19 protein-coding genes are annotated in these 20,964 nt (G+C 41.2%); 10 read left to right on the plus strand and 9 right to left on the minus strand.

Annotated elements, in window-relative coordinates; genetic code table 11:
- Positions 1 to 181 precede the first annotated feature (181 nt).
- Genes KN1_RS01015 through KN1_RS01030 form a run of 4 tightly spaced genes read right to left on the minus strand, consistent with a single transcriptional unit; the run spans position 182 to position 3,044 of the window.
- On the minus strand, positions 182 to 1,093 hold the full coding sequence (locus KN1_RS01015) for a 3-methyl-2-oxobutanoate dehydrogenase subunit beta (RefSeq protein WP_221288881.1): 912 nt from the start codon (positions 1,091 to 1,093) through the stop codon (positions 182 to 184).
- Entirely contained in the window at positions 1,086 to 2,246 is a 1,161-nt protein-coding gene (locus KN1_RS01020) for a pyruvate ferredoxin oxidoreductase (RefSeq protein ID WP_221288882.1), read from the minus strand. The genes KN1_RS01015 and KN1_RS01020 overlap by 8 nt, the downstream gene beginning before the upstream one ends.
- Position 2,247: 1 nt before the next feature.
- Positions 2,248 to 2,508 carry a 4Fe-4S binding protein gene (locus KN1_RS01025; RefSeq protein WP_221288883.1) on the minus strand — a complete coding sequence of 87 codons (261 nt, stop codon included), beginning with the start codon at positions 2,506 to 2,508 and terminating at the stop codon, positions 2,248 to 2,250.
- Positions 2,505 to 3,044 (minus strand): 2-oxoacid:acceptor oxidoreductase family protein, encoded by a 540-nt coding sequence (locus tag KN1_RS01030; protein WP_221288884.1) that lies wholly within the window; start codon positions 3,042 to 3,044, stop codon positions 2,505 to 2,507. Before KN1_RS01030 ends, KN1_RS01025 begins: the two co-directional genes overlap by 4 nt.
- 1,132 nt (positions 3,045 to 4,176) lie before the next feature.
- Here KN1_RS01030 and KN1_RS01035 point away from each other — a divergent pair.
- Both KN1_RS01035 and KN1_RS01040 read left to right on the plus strand, forming a co-directional pair.
- A complete protein-coding gene (locus KN1_RS01035; protein ID WP_221288885.1) occupies positions 4,177 to 5,052 on the plus strand; it encodes a pirin family protein in 876 nt (291 codons plus the stop codon).
- A 479-nt stretch (positions 5,053 to 5,531) separates the two neighbouring features.
- Positions 5,532 to 6,530: a DUF973 family protein gene (locus KN1_RS01040; protein ID WP_221288886.1), complete on the plus strand. Its 999-nt coding sequence runs from the start codon at positions 5,532 to 5,534 to the stop codon at positions 6,528 to 6,530.
- Between the two features lie 9 nt (positions 6,531 to 6,539).
- Here KN1_RS01040 and KN1_RS01045 read toward each other — a convergent pair whose 3' ends face one another.
- Both KN1_RS01045 and KN1_RS01050 read right to left on the minus strand, forming a co-directional pair.
- Positions 6,540 to 7,103: a cyclase family protein gene (locus KN1_RS01045; RefSeq protein WP_221288887.1), complete on the minus strand. Its 564-nt coding sequence runs from the start codon at positions 7,101 to 7,103 to the stop codon at positions 6,540 to 6,542.
- Between the two features lie 138 nt (positions 7,104 to 7,241).
- Entirely contained in the window at positions 7,242 to 8,273 is a 1,032-nt protein-coding gene (locus KN1_RS01050; RefSeq protein ID WP_221288888.1) for a zinc ribbon domain-containing protein, read from the minus strand.
- 431 nt (positions 8,274 to 8,704) lie between these two features.
- Between KN1_RS01050 and KN1_RS01055 the strand changes: the two genes are divergently transcribed.
- Both KN1_RS01055 and KN1_RS01060 read left to right on the plus strand, forming a co-directional pair.
- Positions 8,705 to 9,343, plus strand: a complete 639-nt coding sequence (locus KN1_RS01055) for a DUF3834 domain-containing protein (protein ID WP_221288889.1) — start codon at positions 8,705 to 8,707, stop codon at positions 9,341 to 9,343.
- Positions 9,344 to 9,805: 462 nt separating this feature from the next.
- Positions 9,806 to 11,083, plus strand: a complete 1,278-nt coding sequence (locus tag KN1_RS01060) for an outer membrane protein assembly factor BamB family protein (protein ID WP_221288890.1) — start codon at positions 9,806 to 9,808, stop codon at positions 11,081 to 11,083.
- Here KN1_RS01060 and KN1_RS01065 read toward each other — a convergent pair.
- Entirely contained in the window at positions 11,073 to 11,972 is a 900-nt protein-coding gene (locus tag KN1_RS01065) for a hypothetical protein (RefSeq protein WP_221288891.1), read from the minus strand. The two genes, KN1_RS01060 and KN1_RS01065, sit on opposite strands and share 11 nt — an antisense overlap.
- 824 nt (positions 11,973 to 12,796) lie before the next feature.
- Here KN1_RS01065 and KN1_RS01070 point away from each other — a divergent pair.
- The 3 genes from KN1_RS01070 (at position 12,797) to KN1_RS01080 (ending at position 15,141) form a co-directional block, all read left to right on the plus strand.
- On the plus strand, positions 12,797 to 13,849 hold the full coding sequence (locus KN1_RS01070; RefSeq protein ID WP_221288892.1) for a YncE family protein: 1,053 nt from the start codon (positions 12,797 to 12,799) through the stop codon (positions 13,847 to 13,849).
- The gene (locus KN1_RS01075) at positions 13,850 to 14,539 is read left to right on the plus strand and encodes a hypothetical protein (RefSeq protein ID WP_221288893.1); all 690 of its coding nucleotides are present in this window, start codon (positions 13,850 to 13,852) and stop codon (positions 14,537 to 14,539) included.
- A gap of 326 nt (positions 14,540 to 14,865) precedes the next feature.
- Complete coding sequence (locus KN1_RS01080; RefSeq protein ID WP_221288895.1) at positions 14,866 to 15,141, plus strand: DUF4898 domain-containing protein; 276 nt, start codon at positions 14,866 to 14,868, stop codon at positions 15,139 to 15,141.
- Between the two features lie 368 nt (positions 15,142 to 15,509).
- On the opposite strand, the gene sor is transcribed toward KN1_RS01080, so the two are convergent.
- Positions 15,510 to 16,445: a sulfur oxygenase/reductase gene (sor, locus tag KN1_RS01085; RefSeq protein ID WP_221288897.1), complete on the minus strand. Its 936-nt coding sequence runs from the start codon at positions 16,443 to 16,445 to the stop codon at positions 15,510 to 15,512.
- Between the two features lie 180 nt (positions 16,446 to 16,625).
- Between sor and KN1_RS01090 the strand changes: the two genes are divergently transcribed.
- Both KN1_RS01090 and KN1_RS01095 read left to right on the plus strand, forming a co-directional pair.
- Complete coding sequence (locus KN1_RS01090) at positions 16,626 to 17,282, plus strand: hypothetical protein (RefSeq protein WP_221288907.1); 657 nt, start codon at positions 16,626 to 16,628, stop codon at positions 17,280 to 17,282.
- A 586-nt stretch (positions 17,283 to 17,868) separates the two neighbouring features.
- Entirely contained in the window at positions 17,869 to 18,198 is a 330-nt protein-coding gene (locus KN1_RS01095) for an ArsR/SmtB family transcription factor (RefSeq protein ID WP_221290419.1), read from the plus strand.
- On the opposite strand, the gene KN1_RS01100 is transcribed toward KN1_RS01095, so the two are convergent.
- Positions 18,163 to 19,164, minus strand: a complete 1,002-nt coding sequence (locus KN1_RS01100) for a pyridoxal-phosphate dependent enzyme (RefSeq protein WP_221288908.1) — start codon at positions 19,162 to 19,164, stop codon at positions 18,163 to 18,165. The two genes, KN1_RS01095 and KN1_RS01100, sit on opposite strands and share 36 nt — an antisense overlap.
- Before the next feature lie 393 nt (positions 19,165 to 19,557).
- On the opposite strand from KN1_RS01100, the gene KN1_RS01105 reads away from it, so the two are divergent.
- Positions 19,558 to 20,403 carry a KaiC domain-containing protein gene (locus KN1_RS01105; RefSeq protein WP_221288910.1) on the plus strand — a complete coding sequence of 282 codons (846 nt, stop codon included), beginning with the start codon at positions 19,558 to 19,560 and terminating at the stop codon, positions 20,401 to 20,403.
- Positions 20,404 to 20,964 lie beyond the last annotated feature (561 nt).

Below are 20,964 nucleotides of genomic sequence, written 5' to 3' on the forward strand. Positions count from 1 at the left end.
ATTATTTACTCGGACTTCATTTTTAAGCCTATATATATATGAATAAAATAAATAATAGAGAAATATAACCCTTCTATTTCACGTTTATAACAATCTAAGCTTAATGAGAATAACCTAATAAAAATAGAAAAGATTTATAACAAATGGGCCTTCGTGAACGGTTAGCCCCTCAGATACCTCTTTATTTCTTTACTAACTGTTTTATGTATTCCCACATGGAATCTACTGCCTCTTGAAATGCTCTCACATCATCTTTAGTCATCTTATCAAACCTCCCTTGAAGCTTCAGGTACTCTTCTACCGGTTTCCTTTTTGACTTATCTAGGAGTGTCTTACTAAGGCCGGTTAAGCTAAACTCTCCATTTACTACTTCGAACAGTGGCCATACACCCGTCTCTACTGCGACTTTAGCTACCTCAATTGTGAGACTGCTGTCAAACCTCCAACCGGGTGGACAAGGTGACAACAAATGTATGTACCTGAACCCTTGAATATCTTTAGCTTTCCTTAGCTTAGCTTGGTAATCAAACGGGTATGCGATCGAGGCCGTAGCGACATAGGGTATCTTATGCTCTATCATTATGAAGGGTACGGGCTTCTTGAATTCGCGTTTTCCGGTAGGTGTGGTAGTAGTCCAAGCACCGAAAGGTGTCAGTGAAGACCTCTGTATACCGGTGTTCATGAAAGCCTCGTTGTCATAACATACGTAAATTATGTCTTCATTCCTCTCAGCAGCTCCACTGACAGTAGCAAACCCTATATCACCGGTAGCACCATCTCCAGCCCAGACCACCACTTTAGCGTCATCTCCCCTCATTCTCAACTGCCTCGATATCCCCGATGCGATAGCCGCTGAAGCAGCAAAGGCACTATGAATTACCGGTACTTGTGACGGAGACCCGTGTATATCACCCATTATTACTGTAGAACATGAAGCAGGGACTACGAGTACGGTCTTCTTACCCATAACCTCCAGTAATAACTCTAACTCCTTTGGTATAGGGCACCCCGGACAAGCTGCATTACCCCTAAAGAAGTGCTGCTGGCTTATTACCTTCTTCCTTCTAATATATTCAGGGACTAATTCACTCATTTAACCACCTCTCTTCAAACTTATGACCGTTAAGTACATCTTCCATTACTCTCTGAAAGTGAGATGGCCTCACGTCTTTCCCTCCTATACCCGCTATCACACTCATTACCTCAATACCACTGTTGTAGAGTGATGCCTTGACCTCAGTAGCTAATACCCCACCGCTTCCAAAGGAGTATTCCCTATCAAAGGTCACTACACCGCTGACTCCTTTAAGGACTTCCTTTATTCTCTCCTTAGGGAAAGGCCTGATAACCCTTATCTTTAGCAGTCCTACCTTCTTTCCTTGGTTCCTAAGTCTCCTTACAGCCTCCCTTGCGTCACCGGTCCATGCTCCTGAAGTTGTAAACACATACTCAGCGTCTTCACACATGTAACATTCTACGAGACCATACTGTTTTCTACCCGTTATTTTCTCATAATCTTTACTTATCTCCTCAATTACGGCTTTACTACCATTAATTGCCTTCATCGTCTCGTACTTTATCTTCATATAGTCGTCAGGTGCGGCTATAGGACCGACGTTCACGGGGTCTTTAAAATCTATTAAACTGAACTCCCTGGGGGGTAGGAATTTGTCCACGATTTCATCGTCTAAGACCATTAACCTCTCCATAGTGTGCGTAAGGATAAACCCGTCAAAGCCCATCATCACTGGAAGTAAGACTCTCTTATCTTCACTTATCCTGAAAGCTTGAAGAGTCATGTCATAGGCATCTTGAACGTTCTCAGCCATCATCATTATCCACGATGCGTCTCTCTTGCTAAAGAAGTCTTGGTGGTCGTCCCATATACTCCAAGGTTCTGCAATAGCCCTAGTAGCTACTGCGTTAACTATTGGTACCCTCTCTCCGCCTACCCAATACACCATCTCGGTCATGTAAAGTAGGCCTTGAGATGATGTTGCCGTAAACACCCTGGCACCCGCCACCGCAGCACCATAAACTGCCGCCATTGCAGAATGCTCTCCCTCAACTTTAATTAGCTCAGCCTTCAGTTCTCCTTTCTCTATATACTCAGCTAGTTTTTCAAGCATCGTAGTCTGAGGTGTAATTGGGAATACCGCCAACACACTTGGTTTAGCCTGCTTTACCGCGTAAGCTACTGCGTGGTTACCTACCATTGCAGTTACATGATTCTGCACTGTCATCATTTCATTTCACCTCCGGGAACATTTCTATTGCCTTTGCGGGGCATACTTGTGCACATACCCCGCATCCCTTACAATAATCGTAGTCGATCCTCACATCAAAGCCCTCTAACAAGTCTATCGTGTTTTCGGGACAGTAAATATAGCAAAGCCTACACTTAGTGCATTTATCGTAGTGGATTACGGGCTTAATTACTCTCCAATGGCCCGTTAGCCCGGCAGACCCTTCCTTTGGCCTCCCGATGGGGACCGGGTAGTCTATCATATTTCCCTCACCATCTCATAACCTAGTTTAGCCGCTTCAGCATTAGCTTCTCCTAACTTACCTCCAAACGTCTCTATAACTGCTTCATGGATTGCGTCAAGTGAGACCCCGGTTATTCTAGCTATTGCCCCTACCATAGGGATATTGACAAGCCTCCAACCGGCTATGATAAGGTTCAACTTTTCGGCTATCTCAACTGCGTCTAAGTAAAATGTCTTTTTCCACAACTTCACGGGAGTTTTTGTATTTAAGACCAACACTCCGTCATCTCTTAAATTCTCTAACGGGTTCATGACCTTAAAGAGTGAGGGATCAAAGACCCCGACCACGTCAGCGTCATAGACTTCTCTGTGGATATAAATGGGTTCGTCCGAAAGGCGGACATATGATGTTACCGGAGCACCTCTCCTTTCACCCCCATAAGAGGGAATAGATTGGCCGTATTTCCCTTGAATTACCGCAGCCTTGACCAAAATCTCTCCGGCAGTCACTACTCCCATGCCCCCTCTTCCTCTGAGGATTATTTCAAGTTTCATATTATGAATTTCTCATTCACACATAATATTCTCAAGTATGAATAGTCCAAGGTTAAAGAAATTAACACGGTTAAGGTGATTAAAACAGTATATCGATTTCATAAGAGAAGTGCTCAATACCACTAAAATCTAAGCACAAAAGGCCATGGGAAACATTGCACCAGAACTGATCTCCTTGACGGCGCTTACATCCATTACATAAAGGTGGTAATGCATAAGGTTCGCCAGTTATATACGTGTGTTTTCTATCTAGAATAGACAAATATTATAATGTTGGCTATTACTTGAAATTAAATTTTATAATATCATAACTTTGTAAACGATAAGACCTCTTTACTTAGGTAAGTACTAAAAAGGCTTGGCCCTTTAAAGGTCTCTTATGCGTCCTTTGCAAGTTGTAATTTTTACTCGAATTAGTATAACTCATGGACTAATAATACAGTTCAAGTGGGATTATTCTGTGTAGTCTAAATTATAACCCCTTATAATACGCTATTTTTTATATACACTACTATTGTATACACTACTACACTAACATTGCTTGATACATATTTAATAATGTGTAATATAACTTTACGAGATAAATGGAATTCAAAAAAAAGAAATATGAATCACCCCTCTAAATATAGCACATTATTTTACTCAGGTCATGACAATTTACTGAAAGTATATAGGACAATGTTATATAATCTATAAATAAATTCAAGAGAAATTAACACTAAGAATAAGATTTAAATGCATGTTCTACATAGAAAAATAAACAGTTAAAATGCAATATCTAGTGGGACTTTGTTACTTTTCCTATTAAAATAACCTTTTTTATTTACCAGTAGCCTCATGAGGCTATGCATTAGGAGAAGAGAAACCATAGGTAAAGGCGGTATCGCGGTTATTGACGAGTCTCAGAGACGCTCTTCGTATAGATTTTACCGTGATAATCAACCGGGAAAGAGAAGGGATCCTCGTGGCAGTTGGTTCGAGCTACGGGATAATAGATAGGGTGTTTGACAAGGTAGACCTATCGACCTTTACTTTTTGAATGCCTATTACTATTTTTGGAAACCTATCGTCCCTCATATAATCATGACCAAGTTGGATCACACTTAAATTATTAGACACCAAACTAATTATCATGAAGAGGAGAGTTGATAGTCTAATACAAGGTAAACAGACGAGGGATGGAGCCGGGGTTAGACTATACAGAGTATTTGGCGGTCCAGATACGGTGGATATTACAGACCCTTTCTTACTCCTCGACTTCTTCGGCTCGAGTAACCCGGAAGAGTACCTAATGGGCTTTCCTTGGCACCCCCACCGGGGTATTGAGACAGTGACGCTCCTTTATAAGGGCAGGGTCGAACATGAGGACAGCGAAGGTAATAAAGGAGTGATTTATCCCGGTCAAGCTCAGTGGATGACAGCAGGGAGCGGGATATTCCACCAAGAGATGCCAAAGCCTATGGACAAGACCTTTGACTACCCGTTGGACCCTAAAACGGTCTCAGGACTACAGCTCTGGGTGAACTTACCGGCAGAAATGAAGATGACAGACCCGGTCTACAGAGACGTTAAAGAAATACCTAAGGAAGACTTTGACTTTGGTACAATCCAAGTGCTTTCAGGTGCCTATAAGGGGTTAGAGGGACCAGTGAGAGTTAAGAGCCCTGTGGACCCGTCATATTACGACATTCAGCTCCACGGTGACTTTACAGCATCGTTTAAAGACGGTTATACGGTCCTTGTATACGTGGTCGAGGGAAAGGTTAAACCCGGTGGGTCATTGCCCGGGATCCCTGCAGGGAACCTTATAGTCTTTAGTAGAGAAGGGGAGGAGATAGAGCTAAGTGGTGACGGGAGAGTAATAGTGTTAGCGGGGAGACCGCTTTACGAACCAATAGCGTGGTACGGACCAATAGTAATGAATACAAGAGACCAGATATACCAAGCACTAGACGACCTAAGAAAAGGGACTTTTGTTAAGAAAAGCGGTGTTAAAGATGAGCCATGACCTATATTTTATCACCTAAGTTACATGTCAAGCACTCTTGATACGTTCTCATTACTCCCTAAATACTTCTTTATGTTAGTCCTAGGGGCACCGCCCAAAAAAGCTTGCCACAATACACAAAAACTCCTACCTACCCCCAAGACTTACTACACTTAACGAGTTGGTGCCTACACTAAAAAGGACGAGTCATACCTAAATACGGGTTTTCTACCCGTGAGTAATACCAGTAATGTAAGAATTTATACCATAATGATGACACTGTGACTACACTCTATGTAATATTAATTAACTGTGCAGTACTCGTGAATAGACAAAGAATATAAAAACCGGCTCAGCTATTCTTTATTTCTAATGTAAATTAAGACTTTATAAGGTTTTGATATTCGCTGTTACAAAGCCATAATAAAAGAGATAATGATTATTATATCCAAGCCCGGTATTATGAAAGGGTTTATATCGTATGGGTACGAGAAGTTGTTATGAGTTGGGATTTAGAACTTTTAGGCCTAAACAAGCTTAAGAGCGGGGCACTATACATGTTTATCGCTCCTTTTCTCCTGATAGTAGCGGTTATATTAATTGTCGTTACGGGATTCGTCTCGGCGTTTTTCTCACAAAACAATAACTTACCTACTTCCCCCAGTTCTGGACTCCCCGTTATAACCCCTTCCCAAGCAGGCGGGCTATTAGCAGGTTTAACGGTAGGTGCCATACTAGCGTTCATCTCCCTCATCCTGTCCTTAGTAGGTATTTTCAGTATAAGAAGTGGGTTCGGCAACTTGTCATACAAAGTACGAGACGTGGAGATAGGGAAGACCGGGACTACGCTGATAATAGTTAATATAATACTTTCCTTTATCCTACCCATAGTCATTCTGCTATTCGCCTTTCTAGCACCCTCATCCTTTAACCCTATTGACTTTTCATTATTCTACGACGGGATACAGATAATACTCCTGATATTAGGGGTTATAGGTAACATACTAATAGGGATAGGGTATTATAGGGTAGGTAATATATACGGCTCCGATGCTACAAGGATAGGCGGGATACTCATAGCTACCATTATACTATCTATCGTAGGGTTCATCTTAGCTTACATAGGGTTAGGAGGAATAATAAACAAAATACGTAGCGGTGGACAACCTGTCTCTCAGGGCACGTACTACCCACAGCCACCTTATGTCCAACCTGCAATATACCAAGAGGGTGGTCAGGGTATACTTACGTCACAAGGGGTGTTAAACTTCCAAGTATACTCCACTGTACCGGCTACCCTCATCTTAGCTTTTATAGAAGGGGTGAATATAAGCACGTCGACTATCTGGCCCCAGAGCATCCCCCCGAACCAAATAACTAATGTAACGGCTAAGTTCACACCTATCCAAGTGACCCCAAACGCCCAGTATAGGGTCAGGGTCACCGCTTTGGTAAACGGGGTGACGACGGACTTCGTCGTGATAGCTGTGGGTACCTAAACAAGGTTGTCACTTTACAGCAATTGCCCTTACAGGTGAACCGTCTACGCCTACAATATTTAACGGTAGTGCCTGAAAGTTGACTAACTCGCCTACTATGGTCTTGAGGTTCTCCGAAAGGTTCTCGACTATTAAGACTTCATGACTTAGGAGTAGCCTATGGACCTCGTTATCCCCTATACTAGGCGAGTCTATCCCCACCATCTTATACCCCTTATCTATTATCTTCCGCGCTACTTCAATGTTTATTGTTGCAAAGTTTTCCATCCTCCAGCCTTTTTTCCAATACTTGCTAGAACCGGTATAGATCAGGAGTATGTCGGCGTCTGTGAGCTTGTCCACATTATCGGTTACATAAGCCTTACCCATAAACTTCTCTAACGGTATCTGGTCCAACCTCTTACCGTCAGGTATAAAATGGTATGGGACATCTACATGCGTACCCGTGTGTGTACCTATAGTGACCTTATGGATGACATAGTCTTCTTTCCTGATTTCCACCAGACTCGGCTCCGGGTCGCCGGGGTAAAAGGGCATCCCGTTTTCTATCCTAACGGATAGGTCTATTATCACACTCCTTTTATCTTACTCTCGCCTAATTAAGGATTATGGAGCTCCTTAATGCCCTCTCGGTTTTCTAATAAAAATACTAAACTAAAAATACTAAACTTACGGTGCAAAAGAAAGTTTAGGCTTAAAACACACTAGCTCTTAGGACAATAATGCTTGGTTTAATTCCCTCAGGGCTTTAGCACCGTAGAAGAAGCTCCCTATAATTAACAATATACTCGATGGGATATCCAGTACATAACCTACATACGATAGGACAAGTGACAGTTGGGTCAGTATGGGTAGGTGGTCAAGCACGGGAATATAGCCTACGTTCTGACCTCCTAAATAAAGTACTCCGAGAAAACCGATAACAGCACCTATTTCACCTACGAGTTTACCTATAGGCATTGACCAAGGCTTGTTAAATGCTGCTAGAAAACCTGCTACTGCTAAGATGATGATCGAACCCCACGTTATAGGCCCGTACGTATCAAATATCTCTAAATTAAAGTTAACTGATTCTGAAATCGCCATCATGGCTCCGACAAACCCTATCACAAAACCTGTTATTACTCGGGCAAGGTTACCGCTCCTCCCTACGAAGAAACCAACTAGGTATAAGACCGAACCCGCAGTCAGGAGTATGCCGTAATTAAGGAGGGGTGATACCAGTGAATAAGGCGTGCTTATGCTTAAATAGGATGCTAACACTTGGGCCAAACCCAATGTAATGGTACCAATGAAGGCTACGATAACTAATATTGGGATAGAGGGGAGTACTTTCTTAGACGCGCTAACGGCTATTGCAAATATACCTGCGACTATATACATTGCGTAATAGATGTCTAGTAGGGCGTATACAGATGCCGTGTCTACCCCGAGCGAAAACGAGTGAATTGTAGACAATATATCTGCTACGCCTAATACGATAAGTGCTAAGCCTAAAATTAAGCCCCCGGCAAGGATAAGCTTACCACCTATTGTCTCTGTCCAGTGTTGTCTCTGTGGATAGTACTGCGGGTACGTTTGCTGCGGGTAGGCCGGTTGCTGCGGGTATGTAGGATAAGCTGGCTGTGGTTGTTGAGGTAATGGGGTGGGTTGTTGGATAGGAGGAAACCTGAACCCGCACTTACCGCAAAAGACTGCCTCATCAGGGTTTGGTGTACCACATTTAGGACAATATTTCGTCATAGAATCGTTTTCATTACCCGATATTAAAAGTCTTACTATTGTTAGATAAGGTATTAAGACGAGTTGGCCGTAATCCGTCAGTATTTTAATGTATGATTTTAGATTAATGTTTTGGATAGAATATCTACAATATCGGAAAGAGGAACGTTATGAAAAAGCCACGAAAGAGGTGAGGAGATTCCGCAACTCTCATTTACGTGTTTGGATATTGTTTAGCTAAACAGTAATTTTGAGATAGTGGTGTATACTTAGCTTTGAACTGGCCTTAGTTCATAATATTAGGAGCTAATACGTTAGAAAATTTCTGTTACCATTACTACGTTATACTGGTCGTGTTTGTGAGCCATTTTTCGCAAAAATATTGAGGTAGTTTATTTAATTTAAGGTAGGAAGTGGATGATTTTAAATAGTTTGGTATCAAACAAACTATTATGAAAGTGTTAGCCGCACCGGGTCCGGTTTCATACCCCGTTATAGTAAATAATAAAGGAATAGAGTTATCCTTCTCTAAAGAAGGTAACGCAGATGTAGTCCTAGATTCTACTGTTTCCTTAGCTAAGAGAGGGCTCAAATTAAATTATATTACAGTTAAGGGCTTAATGACCGTATACCCCACCGTAGGTAGGAAGATCGGAGTACCGAAAATGCTTACCGCAGCTAATGTGTTAGCCAAGGCATTAATCGATACTAAAGGGTTAAACGCTGAAATAGTAGGTATAGACGATATGCAAAAGGTATTAGAAGCACTGAAGAAAGGAGAAATTGATAGTGCGATAATACCGTCCGGGATTGCTAAAGGAGTCACATTTGAAGAACTGTTAGGGATTCCGGGTAGTTGCGGTGCTAATGTAAAGCAGGAGTTTAGGGACAGTTTCACCTCTTTATATAATGAAGGGATAGACATGTTTAAGGAAGACCCTGAAGGCTTCGCGTCCAAAGTCGTTTCAACATTAGGAGGGAGGGTTAGTAAAGAGTTTGTGATAAATGTGATGAAGAACTCTGAATTTAAAGTAGAGGAATTGTCTAATGACAACGATTTCGTATCCTTGGTAAAGAAATATCTTAACTAAATAAAAGTAAAATACATTACTATTAACTAAATTCAAAAACAATGAATTTTTGCAATTAATTTTATTGGAGAGTATTTAAATCCGACATATTTAAATGTCTCATAAATTACATTTATTTAGATATAACTAAGAAAAAATTTAATTATAATAGATACATTATTTTAATTATTATAGTTATAATTGTTTTTTCTGTGTTCTAGTTCGAGATAGGGTATAATGTTGCTAATTCTAGAAATAACTATTTAGCAACTCCTCCTTCCTCTCCTTCTATCAAAGTAGTTAAGTATAGTGTATATCTAGACGGAATTAACTTTGTGGATTGTTATTACCCTTCCAGTGAGGATAATTTAAATTCTTCAACTTTCAACAATGGTTTCTTAATGTTTAGTTATACTTCTAATCGTGAACCTATAATAAAAGGAAATTTAAACGTCACGTGGTTTTTACCATTATCATTTAACTATGAACCTAACTTTGTGGACACATAACGTTAACTCATTAGGAAAGGGATGGGCAGCAGCTTATAGACAGACCGTGGGGTGTGCAGTGGGCCCGTCTGAGGCTAATGGGATAGTATTTGTCGCGTCAAATTCAGGGCCAGTATACGCGATTAACGTCTATACCGGAAAGATTATTTTTAAGCTTCCCTTACCAAGTACACTGTCCATGTGGATGCCACTAGTTTATCATGGAATTTTATATCTAGGGTTAGGAGGTGCTATGTTTAACTACCAACAAGGGCTACTCAACGCCTACGGAGGTGGACATAGAGGACAATATACTGGCGTAAGTGGACTACTGGCTTTGAACGCTACTACAGGGAAACCTTTATGGTTTATCTTAACTAAATCTCAAGCAATGCCTACAAGGATCATTGTTAATAACAAGCTGGTGTTCGATGACGGTGATGGAAACATTTACGGTGTAAATCCGTTTAACGGAAAGGTATTATGGAAATTCTCTTATAACGGAAGTGGCAATATGGCGTCTCTTGATTATTATAACGGTATAGTAATAGCTGGATTTTCAGAAGCCTATCCAGTAAATACATCTGCAATCGTAGGTGTGTATATTAAGAACGGGAGTCTAGCTTGGATAATAAAATTACCTTTCGCTGTCACGTCCAGTGTCGGGGATGCCGTCCCTGGCGTGTATAACGGTTATTTAGTTGACGGTTTCTTAGGTTACGGATCCGGTCATGGACCTTATTTATCCGATATAAAAGCTAGGGAGGTACTGCTTATAGCTAATGCAAGTACTGGTAAAATCCTTGTTTTAGAAAATGTTACTAATAAGACTGTACATCCAAGCGATACAAATAACGGTTATAATCCTTTAGTCATAAATAGTACAATTTACTTGCCCACGATTACAGGGACTGTCGAGGCTTTCAATCTCCAAGGAAAACTCTTATGGTCGTCTCCTCAAATATCTAACACGGTGATTCAAAGTGCTCCACTACTATACAAAAATTTCCTTATTGTTACTACCGGTCCCAATATAGTTGTACTAAATGCAAGCGGCGGAAAAGTAATTAATGTATATCATACTCCATTCATAATAAGACAGCAACCCGTAATAGTCGGGCAAACTGTTATCGAAACGACTTCCACAGACTGGGTGTTTGCTATACCATTAGTAGACCTCTTGCATGAAACAGAGGTTCCGCCTTTGGGTGTAGCCAAACTCTACCCAAACATGCTTCTACGCCTACACATAAGGGTTACCGTCAAGGCATAAACAGAGCTATTGTGAAGAGAGACGTAGTCTCTGTATTTACATTTCCAATGGGGACAATAGTGCCGTTCAACACCTCATAGTTTGTGAAGAAACCCCCAATAGGGGACAGCAGGTGGGACGAGATCTGGTATATCTTTTTTATAATGGGCAAATACTTCTCAGCAAAGGTCTGGTTATAGGAGCCGATATATTTCCACGCGATCACTGCTAAGGCTAACTTATAAGACGTATAAGACCCGTTGGAGAAGCTCTCGTCAGCAAAACCGTAGCCGTCCCAAAAGTCGTTAATTACAATAGAAAATACCTTTTCAGCAAGGGTGATATTCCCGTTCTCCGCTTCATATATCGCAAAAAGTAACGACGTGTCTGCATATTCGTACCATGAGAGGTAATCTGGTGACTTGTTAAAGCTCACCGTATAAATGGGTCCCCAGACCTTTACGTTTACGGGTGTCTTAAACTCCCACGAGAAGTTATGTATACCCGCTAAGACCAGATAAGGGGACAGGGTTAAATTACTTTCAATATTCTGCCAGACTGTTTTCCATAGAGAGTTATTAAGGTATTTTAAAGCTATTACCGCGAGCAAGTTATCACTTTCTACATAATACTTATTGACATAAGGACATTCTGAAAAGAGCTCCAGAGAGGAATTATATGTAATATTATAATAGTATTCTATCAACGACTTAACGGATATCGGTAACGTCAGGTTAATGCCCTTTAATGACGTGTTAGGGAAGAAAAACTGCGGTCTGGTAGATGATGGGGGAGAAAAGATCGAATAGTTCACATGGACCTTATAGTGATAGTATAGTACAAGAAACAGCTCGGTCGCGATCAGCAAGACCAAGACTAAGGACAAAATGGCCAGCGTTTTCCTGTTCATAAATACCGCCCTATCCCGCACATACTACCCTTTCTGCGTGTCTCATTATTCTTATTATCTGTACTTTCGCCATCCGTATAGTCCTGCACATAGTGAGATGCGAGCAGGAGGGCCCCTCAGAGGTCAGCCTGACATATATTACCCCAATACTCTGTCGGGGGATAAGACGTGATAATAAAAGTCGCCCTTCTCCCACTCCCGTTAAGTCCTCAAAAAAGTTGTTGAGGATCATATATGTTTACGTCACCAAAAGATTTTTTAGAATAGAAGTATTTAAAGATAGGTTTACCTAACACCTTACCATTTATTGAAAAATTATGGCAATGAAGTATATTATCTCGCACATTTATACTTCGTCAAGTGTTAAAGGGTAAGGGTTTTCTCACTAATACACTCGATAGTCTTGATATCTTGTCCTTTAAACTTTGACCGTAGAATAATTATGTAACACTTTATATTCGATAGTTGGGTGGGCACATAGACTTAACGTAAAAGTATTGCGTACACGGTATATACTCAGGGAGTTTATAAAGGGTAAGGATTAGCTAGTGTAGGGCGGAAGAGTTTGTTAGATGGTAAATAAGGGCTTAGTCCCCTAATTTAGAACCAAATATAAAAAATTTCGGAAGGGGAGGAGGCATTTACGTAAAATTCTACACCGCTATAACCGTAAACGACGGCATAGACCTCACTTATCAGGACAACTACACTTGCTGATACAAACAGAGGTCGGGCTTAACTCGTTCGTTATATTATCTCGAAATAAAATTTAAAAAAGAGAAATATGATTAAGTTTAAATATTAAAATACAGTAATATTCCTACATGAACAGAATAACCCTTTTGGCTATTTTATTATTAATTACCTCGATCCTGGTCTCAGCTTCAACTATAACCGTAAATACGATTTCTACGGCTTCAGGGCCCAGTTACGGAGTATACGCTGACGGTAAGATAATAATAGTCGCACAAGGCGCTTTTGAGCTCCAATGCATAGAGAACAACACAATAGTTAATACCATCCCACTCCCACATGACCCAGCAGACCCGTTTAAGGTGGCCTATGACCAAGGTTACTTGTTCGTAATATACCAAAAAGGCCCCTTAGTAGTCCTAAAGGACGGGAAAGTCATATCAACATATAACATACCCCACGTAGGTAAGTACCCCGATATACTGACCGCAGGTAAGTACGTCGCAGTAACGGCTTCTAATGGGTATAAAGTCTATTTCTTCACACCTTCTGGAGAAATAGGCTCTGTGTCAGTGGAACCCAACCCTCAGGCTTTAGCTTATGACAATTACACTAACACGATATATGTAGGGGCTTACGGGTATAATGTTATAGACGGCATATCACTATCTACTATGAAAGTCACTCAGCAGATCAAGATCAACGCTACCGTGGTTGACACGATGACCTTTGTACCCCCGGACCTACTTGCCGTTGCGACGTATAACCAACAAGTGGAGTTCATAAACGTGACTAGCGGTAAGGTAGTAGCTACCGCGTCGTTCTCCCCACCAGATACCGGGATATTCGGTTATTCGCAAATAACCTATGACCCCGCTGACGGCTACGTCTTACTCAGTATAGCCCACCATAACGATTTAGTGGCGGTAATAAGTACAAACGGGGAAGTAAAGTACTTGGTCACAGTGGGCAATTCCCCTAACGGAATCATATTTGACCCTCAAAACAATTACGTATATGTACTAAATTACGGCTCTAATTCTATAAGTTACTTCCTTTCACCCAACATAACTACCCACACAGTATCGACCTCGTCCAACTTCACACTGCTTTACATGGTAGTAGTAGTAATCATAATCCTGCTAGTAGTAGGGGGTATTGTTGCGTTCAGGAGGAGGAAATAAATGTCGTCCCTAGTCGTGCAGACTTTTACTCCAATCCCTGTTGTAATAGCTTATTTCATGGTGGCAGGGATAGCCGCTGTATTCATGCTCTTGAGGGTAAAGCCCAAGTTCACCACTCTAGACTTAACGTATTTGGGCATAGGGGGAGCAATTGCTGCGGTAGCTGACCACTTTATAGGGGACCTCATTTTTCTACCTAACGGTATTTACCCCATAGTAAACCCACCTGTCTGGTTTAGGCTCTTAGTATTGTTCATAACGGTAGCAGTGGTGAGAAAAGTAGGGTCTGGGATATTTGCAGCAGCTGTATTTGACCTAGTCGGGGATATAATACACTTCGGGGTACGAGGGGAGCCTTTGTGGCTGATCGAGGACATGTTAACTTACGGGTTATATCTCGACTTAATGGTTTACTTTACTAAAGGGAACATATTTGGAGTTAGTGAGACGACCGGTAAAGGTGTTTTACTAGTATCAATAGTAGAAGGAGGGATCTTGGGCTTTGTTTCTTCCTTTGTCCACCCAATCTTCACTATGGGTACAATAGCCCCTATAGTCTTCGGGCGTATATTCAACGCACAAGCGGTAGTATATTACTTGATCACGTATATTATTGGCAATACGCCCTTTGGTGCGTTTGCCGGGGTAGTTGCGAACAGGGTGGGTAGACTTGTGTCACAAACAGTTTAGTGTTTTATCGTACAAGGTGCGGAAAACTGATATAATATCAACATTAATCTAGTTTGTATTTCTGTCAATTTTCTCGAGGATAAGCACTCAATATTTTTTCTTATCAGGGGTCACAAACGCATTCAAGCTACAAGAAACAGATTAGTCTCCTTAGTGAATCTATGAAAATGAATCAGACATAACACACCCCCCTGTTTAAACTTTTAGCAGGATATAAAAACCAAGTCTGTTAACATTATTTAACATAAATTTATAAAAATGAAATTAATCATTGACTATGGTTCGCTATGGAGAGCTATTTAGGAGCGGGAGACAATATATTTCACGTGCTTCAGCTCCGTTCAGAAGTAGTACAGAAAATAAAAATACCCTTAAGTCTCGTTAGTAATTTTGAAAAATTCTTTAAGCTGATAATTCCGAAAGATGTGGAACAGATTATACTCTTAATACCGGCTGGACTAGACGGGGAAACAATCACCACTTCTATAAATAAAGTCAAGCCTGATATACCAATCTTCGTAATAGAAAGTGACACTTGTGGAAGTAACGAGATTCTTCTGCTGCTTGAAAAGTCCAAGAAGATAAGTAAGCGTATACCTTAATCAGTGCACAAGTCTTCCCCTCTACTTCACTCGTTTTGACTTTAAACAAGAGATTTTGTTCATGTCAAGTCAAGCGAAGAGTGTAGAGTCTTTCAGATCTCTTTTGTGGATTCCATTTACCTTGCAAAGTTATATCACACAATTTTTAAATATATACTATAATATTAATGTGGTAGCACATATAAAAAAGCGTATTATAAGAGGTTATAATTTAGACTACACGGAATATTTTTACGTATGCTGTATTATTTGTGCATTGAATTATAATACTAGTTCTAGAGATAATTACAGTTCACAAAGATGTGCGAAAGACATACCAGGTAGTAAAGAGTTTAAAATTTTTCATTAAAAAAGTATATTAAAAAAAGTTACAAGTGATATTCGTTTAAGTATTCTCTCCAGTACGTGCCTTCCATCATCGGGTTTAGGACTCTTATATAGGGGCCGAAAACTAGCGTATCTAATACTTTATCGTGTATCTGCCTCACCTCGGGATGTATCAGTACTCTGCCAAGACCAAACATTAAAGCATTGGTATCACTCCATTCCGTGTGGACTATATACCTTTGGGGCCTATTCCTGAACTCGGGGGCCTCGTATATGGTAACTGGCTCTGGTACGTCCATTCCGTTTGCAGTCTCTAATATCTGGTGGAAGCCCTTAGCGTTAAGCTGTAGACTCCCTAAAGGTGAGACCCCGATTTCTTTGAGTATCATACCTCCTAGAAAACCTGGGGCAGACCTGAAGGCCTCTAAAGTCTTTATAGCATTTTCCTCAAATTGGCTTTCTAACCCCTCTTTTACTACGTGTTCACCAAACGCTACCACTCTTTTGCCGTAGGGCTGGGAGATCGGAGGGATCGAAACAGCTTCGCCTGAAGCGAACTTCTTACCTACCATTACTGTGAAGTCTGTCATCTCCGTGTTTAACGGCATGTTTGCATACACTATCTCGTATAAGGGTTCATAAGGCCCCCAGATCATCTGGTCGGAGCACTGTAGACATAACCTGAATAAGTTAGCCCAGTTCTGTCTGTGCATCTCTTCGTGGTCTTTCCAATGCTTCCAAAACGTATACTGCATTAACGTTAAGCTGTGCATCTCTTGGCTCATCTCCATCTTTGCTCCTCCCCACCTAGTCCCTAGCGGCACTGCTCCTATTTGTACATGGTTCTGAAAACCTACAAAGCCGGGGTGTCTAGCTGTTACCATACAGACCTTCGGACCTACTTTGCCAAAAAGCTCTAGTGTCTTAGGATCATTCTTAACTTCTGCCATGTTTATAGCTACATATGGTTTAGCCATTTTTGATCATTTAATATATCTGAATAATAGTTAATAATCACGTTATTCTTTATCATTTAGTCTAGTTAAAATAAGAATTTCTCTCATACACAAATTTTTATAAATATATTTTTCCTTATATTTAATTTATTTCAAATCTAATAGATAAATATTTTAGTGTATAGATACACATATTTATACGTGAACAAGGAGTTTTATGAGAGGTTGCTGAAAGCAGAAAATAAATACGATAGGCTTGACGGCTGGAAAAAGGCTGACATACTATATAACGCTATAGACCTAAGGTCTCTTAAGCGCTACTTCCTCGAGTTATTGAAAGACGAAGACATAGATGTTGCGCTGCACGCATGGCAAATGCTCCCCCAGTTGATTAAACTGGGTGTGATAGACAAAGGGGACTATGACGAGAAGGAGCTGGCTAGAGCGTTAAGGGAAGGTGACATAAACGCATGGTGGATAGCTTACGACCTTTGGAAAGAAGGAGTGGTCACGATAGACCTCCTTAAGTCTAATATCCAGTATTTTGAGAAAGCCCTAAGGGGAGACCCGTACACGAGGATAAGTTCGTGGAGCTTACTCCCATATTTCTTGGAGATAGGGTTAGTTGAAAAACCTTCTGATGACTACCTCAACGAGCTACTAGACCAGCCCCTCAATATACACATCAAACTCAACGTCGTATACCTAATCCTTGAGCTCAAAGAAAAGGGTGTCATAAATAAGATTAACGTAAAGGGGATAAAGGAAGTAATGCAAGATCCTAATTTCAAAACTCTATCTGAGGCGTACGAGAAGGACTGGAGAAAAGCGGCCCAATACGTTGAGAGTATCAACTGACCCAACAAAACCTCTATCTACATGTGTTGTTAGGTAACCTAAAAAGAAAAAATAACAGCCTAATCGTACTCCGCATTATACACTATTGATAGTCCTCTCAGCTAGCCTCCTACCCCGCCGACGGTAGACCCACGACAAAGGTCCTCTTAGGATGGTTTATAGATTCGTGATTTACTTCTTCATCATTCATAGTTAGCAGGGTCTACCACTACGCTCCACCCACTAACAGTAGACCACGAGGCTCCAGGCCATACCCACGCCTGAGTTCCCCCCTTCACATCCGCTCCTTAGGGACGCTAGGGAGTGCAGACGAGTGCTGAAATCATGTGGGAAGTTTATAGTTGCCGGACTGTACGGACTCTCCCCACAAAATAGCCTGTGCTTTAAACCGTTACCAATGTTAAAGGGCTTTACCCGGCCCTAACAATGATGCTTGTCGTTCGTTTTGTAAAGGTAAGTATTCAGGGTAAATAACCAACTACCGCGATTTTTAGTAAATGCTTCCCGGTATTTCGGCTACATATAAAAAGAGTTTAATTATCTCTCTTTTCTAATCCTATGTGTGAATGAAAATTTAGTAACCGTTATGGCGTCATTCTTTTCTGCCCTTTCTGATAGGACAAGGCTGACGATAGTGTTATATTTGATGGAAAAAGGCAGCGCAACAGTCCAAGAGTTAAGCGAGGGCTTAGGTAAATCCCAGTCCTTGATCTCTCACCACCTCTCCTGCTTAAAGAACTGCGGAGTGGTGAAGGTGGAGAAGAAAGGGAAGTTTTCTTATTACTACATAGCCGACGAAGATGTGAAAAGGATAATAACGATGGCTATAAACCACGCTGTACAATACGGTAAGTCCATAATGTCGTGTGAGATAATCAAGTCAGAAGGTCTTGAGGCCACTACCGGTAAGGACTAGGACGGGGTCTTGTAAGTCTACTTTTTCACTCCCTGCTAAGACTGTGGCAGAACTGTACTCAACAAGGAGGCCCATCCTAGCGAGGTCCTTCCAAGACCTTAATATCTCCTCTTCCTTCACCACAACACATTCGTCTATTGCTTTCATCATCTCGGGTAGTAATACGGGTTGTGTAGACACTAACGCGTCTGCTATACTGTCAACCTTTTCGGGGGGAGTATAAGGTATTTTATGGAAACTCGCGCATAACGGCATAACTTGTTCTGTCTGAACCGCAATTATTTTAGGCTTTTCTTCTATAATCCCACTCCTTAATAGGTGGGTTAACCCCTCATAAAGCCCTAAAAGTAAAGTCCCTGCTGACACAGGTATCACTATCTCCCTCGTGTCCTTGTACTGTGAGATGATCTCATAAGCTAGGGTCCTTATCCCATCCCTGAAAAAAGGCTGAAGTATGTGGGAAGCGTAATACTTCCCCGAGCCCATAGCAGCCTTCATGACGTCGTCCCTACTACCTTTCACTTTAACTACCTTAGCTCCGTAACTCTCTATCTGTCTGAGTTTACTGCCTTTGGCGTTTTCTGGTACGAAAATAGTAGCATTAATCCCTGCAGCTGCAGAGTAGGCTGAAATTGACGCACCGGCATTGCCCGAAGAGTCCTCCGATATGTCTTTTATCCCTACTTGTTTTAAGTAAGATATGAGGGTCACAGACCCGCGATCCTTGTACGAACCGGTAGGGTTCAGGAAATCGAGTTTGAAGCGAAGTTTCCCTACCTTAAGAAGGGGAGTATTCCCCTCTCCTAATGAGACCCATTCCCTCAGGTAAGGGAAGTTTTCCCGCACCTCCGGCGTGTAGTCCCCCATTATTTCTACCTTAAAAGGTCCCCCACACCTCGGACATGTTATCTCGTATATGTTTTCCCTCTCTCTACCGCATCTTGAGCACTTGACTGTGAACTCCATACTTGATCACTGTATTGTCAAAACCTAATTATGTTTATGTCGGGAATCCTTCTGACGTGTGACAGTCCACGTCCATTATGACAAGATCGTTCTTGCGTCCAGTAACCCGAGTGAGGACACTTTTTCTATGAAGATTACGCGGTGTTACAGAGAAAAATGAAGCTACAAGAGCTACAACACATACTGTTTAAGGGAGGCATACAAAAGTACGGCATGGAAGGGTTTTGAGCACGAGCACTTGTTGAAGTTTTAGGCTTTGTTTGGCGAAATACACGGAAAACGTCTAACACCCAATACCACCATGTCATTCTAGGTGATATTTTCACAATTTCTATTTTTATTTCTATAAAAGTTACAATTAATAATAAATTCATACGAGTAGAGAGAAGCGGTATGGAAGTAAGGAGAGTCAGGACATATATACCCGGGCTGGACGAGATACTTTACGGCGGGATACCTGAAAGGAATATAGTCCTCCTATCAGGAGGCCCCGGTACTGGGAAATCTATTATGGCTAAGCAGTTTATCTACAACGGGTTGACAAAAGGGGAAAACGGGGTTTATGTCACGTTAGAAGAGCACCCGGTATCGGTAATAAGGAGCTTCCACCACTTCGGTTGGGACATAACTAAGTATGAGAGGGAAGGTAAGTTTGCCGTAGTTGACGCATTTACGTCTGGCTACGGTTCTACTGCTCAGAAGGAAAAGTACGTGGTGAAAAATGTGGACGACGTAAAGGAGTTCTCAGAAGTACTCAGGAGTGCGATTAAAGAAATTGGGGCTAGTAGGGTCGCAATAGACTCTGTTAGTACACTTTACCTGACGAAGCCCGCAATAGCTAGGGGGATAGTAATGACGTTAAAGAGGTTAATATCGGGTCTAGGGTGCACTGCCTTTTTCGTAAGCCAAGTGTCGGTGGGTGAGAGGGGTTTCGGAGGGCCCGGTGTGGAGCACGCTGTAGACGGGATAATCAGGCTTGACCTTGATGAATTCGAGGGGAAAATGTATAGGTCGGTTATAGTATGGAAAATGAGGGATACGAGAATTTCTATGGTCAGGCACCCTATGGACATAACGGATGAGGGGATAGTAATACAGTGGGACAAGTACTTGAGAATAACCAACTTCAAGGCCGAGATAGAGCCCCTCCCGCAAAAAGAAGTAGAGGAGATGAAAAAAGCAGTTGAGGAAGCTAAGGTGCCCGAGAAGCGGAAAGTGGTACCTGAGGAAGAAGAGTAATGGAAATGAACTAGTTTTCATTTAGAAATATTTATGCTTTTTATTAGTATATATTTTACCATACAAGACCTTGATCCTGTAACGGGTGAACCGGTTTGATAGTGGCATTAACGGGCTTAGGTAGTAAATAGATAGAAGGTACTCACGTACAACACTTTGTGTAAAATTATCCTGATATATTATTTTTTAAGTCATAATTAGTGCAAGTACACCTTGTTACATGACCTTTATGTCAGCTACCCGGAGTAGTATTTATTAAAAGCGGGCATTATATATGCACTAAACATTTACGTGAATATTTATACTTAATTTTATGTTATATGTTTAACAACACCTGTTTTCTAGTCGTGAAGTATATAATATCACATGTCTAATTAGTAAAAACACGCCGACAAAAAGATTTTACGTAAAACATCACTGGAGTTTTTAACTATTTTACCTTACGAAATACAATTACTTAACTTTATTACTCCCCAAATGGACTGGCTCAAAATGATCTTGTCCCTTTGCCTTATCAAGAAAGTGACTAAATGTTATTATTTTATTTAACTTAATAGTTAT

The organism is Stygiolobus caldivivus (assembly GCF_019704315.1).
Taxonomy (GTDB): domain Archaea; phylum Thermoproteota; class Thermoprotei_A; order Sulfolobales; family Sulfolobaceae; genus Stygiolobus; species Stygiolobus caldivivus.

Excerpts from the sequence above, each read along its gene's own strand:
- KN1_RS01065 (WP_221288891.1), bottom strand. The coding sequence starts at position 11,972 with ATGAACAGGAAAACGCTGGCCATTTTGTCCTTAGTCTTGGTCTTGCTG.
- KN1_RS01030 (WP_221288884.1), bottom strand. The coding sequence starts at position 3,044 with ATGAAACTTGAAATAATCCTCAGAGGAAGAGGGGGCATGGGAGTAGTG.
- KN1_RS01020 (WP_221288882.1), bottom strand. The coding sequence starts at position 2,246 with ATGATGACAGTGCAGAATCATGTAACTGCAATGGTAGGTAACCACGCA.
- sor (WP_221288897.1), bottom strand. The coding sequence starts at position 16,445 with ATGGCTAAACCATATGTAGCTATAAACATGGCAGAAGTTAAGAATGAT.
- KN1_RS01040 (WP_221288886.1), top strand. The coding sequence starts at position 5,532 with ATGAGTTGGGATTTAGAACTTTTAGGCCTAAACAAGCTTAAGAGCGGG.
- KN1_RS01105 (WP_221288910.1), top strand. The coding sequence starts at position 19,558 with ATGGAAGTAAGGAGAGTCAGGACATATATACCCGGGCTGGACGAGATA.
- KN1_RS01100 (WP_221288908.1), bottom strand. The coding sequence starts at position 19,164 with ATGGAGTTCACAGTCAAGTGCTCAAGATGCGGTAGAGAGAGGGAAAAC.
- KN1_RS01035 (WP_221288885.1), top strand. The coding sequence starts at position 4,177 with ATGAAGAGGAGAGTTGATAGTCTAATACAAGGTAAACAGACGAGGGAT.
- KN1_RS01075 (WP_221288893.1), top strand. The coding sequence starts at position 13,850 with ATGTCGTCCCTAGTCGTGCAGACTTTTACTCCAATCCCTGTTGTAATA.
- KN1_RS01025 (WP_221288883.1), bottom strand. The coding sequence starts at position 2,508 with ATGATAGACTACCCGGTCCCCATCGGGAGGCCAAAGGAAGGGTCTGCC.
- KN1_RS01070 (WP_221288892.1), top strand. The coding sequence starts at position 12,797 with ATGAACAGAATAACCCTTTTGGCTATTTTATTATTAATTACCTCGATC.
- KN1_RS01055 (WP_221288889.1), top strand. The coding sequence starts at position 8,705 with ATGAAAGTGTTAGCCGCACCGGGTCCGGTTTCATACCCCGTTATAGTA.
- KN1_RS01015 (WP_221288881.1), bottom strand. The coding sequence starts at position 1,093 with ATGAGTGAATTAGTCCCTGAATATATTAGAAGGAAGAAGGTAATAAGC.
- KN1_RS01060 (WP_221288890.1), top strand. The coding sequence starts at position 9,806 with ATGAACCTAACTTTGTGGACACATAACGTTAACTCATTAGGAAAGGGA.
- KN1_RS01050 (WP_221288888.1), bottom strand. The coding sequence starts at position 8,273 with ATGACGAAATATTGTCCTAAATGTGGTACACCAAACCCTGATGAGGCA.
- KN1_RS01095 (WP_221290419.1), top strand. The coding sequence starts at position 17,869 with ATGGCGTCATTCTTTTCTGCCCTTTCTGATAGGACAAGGCTGACGATA.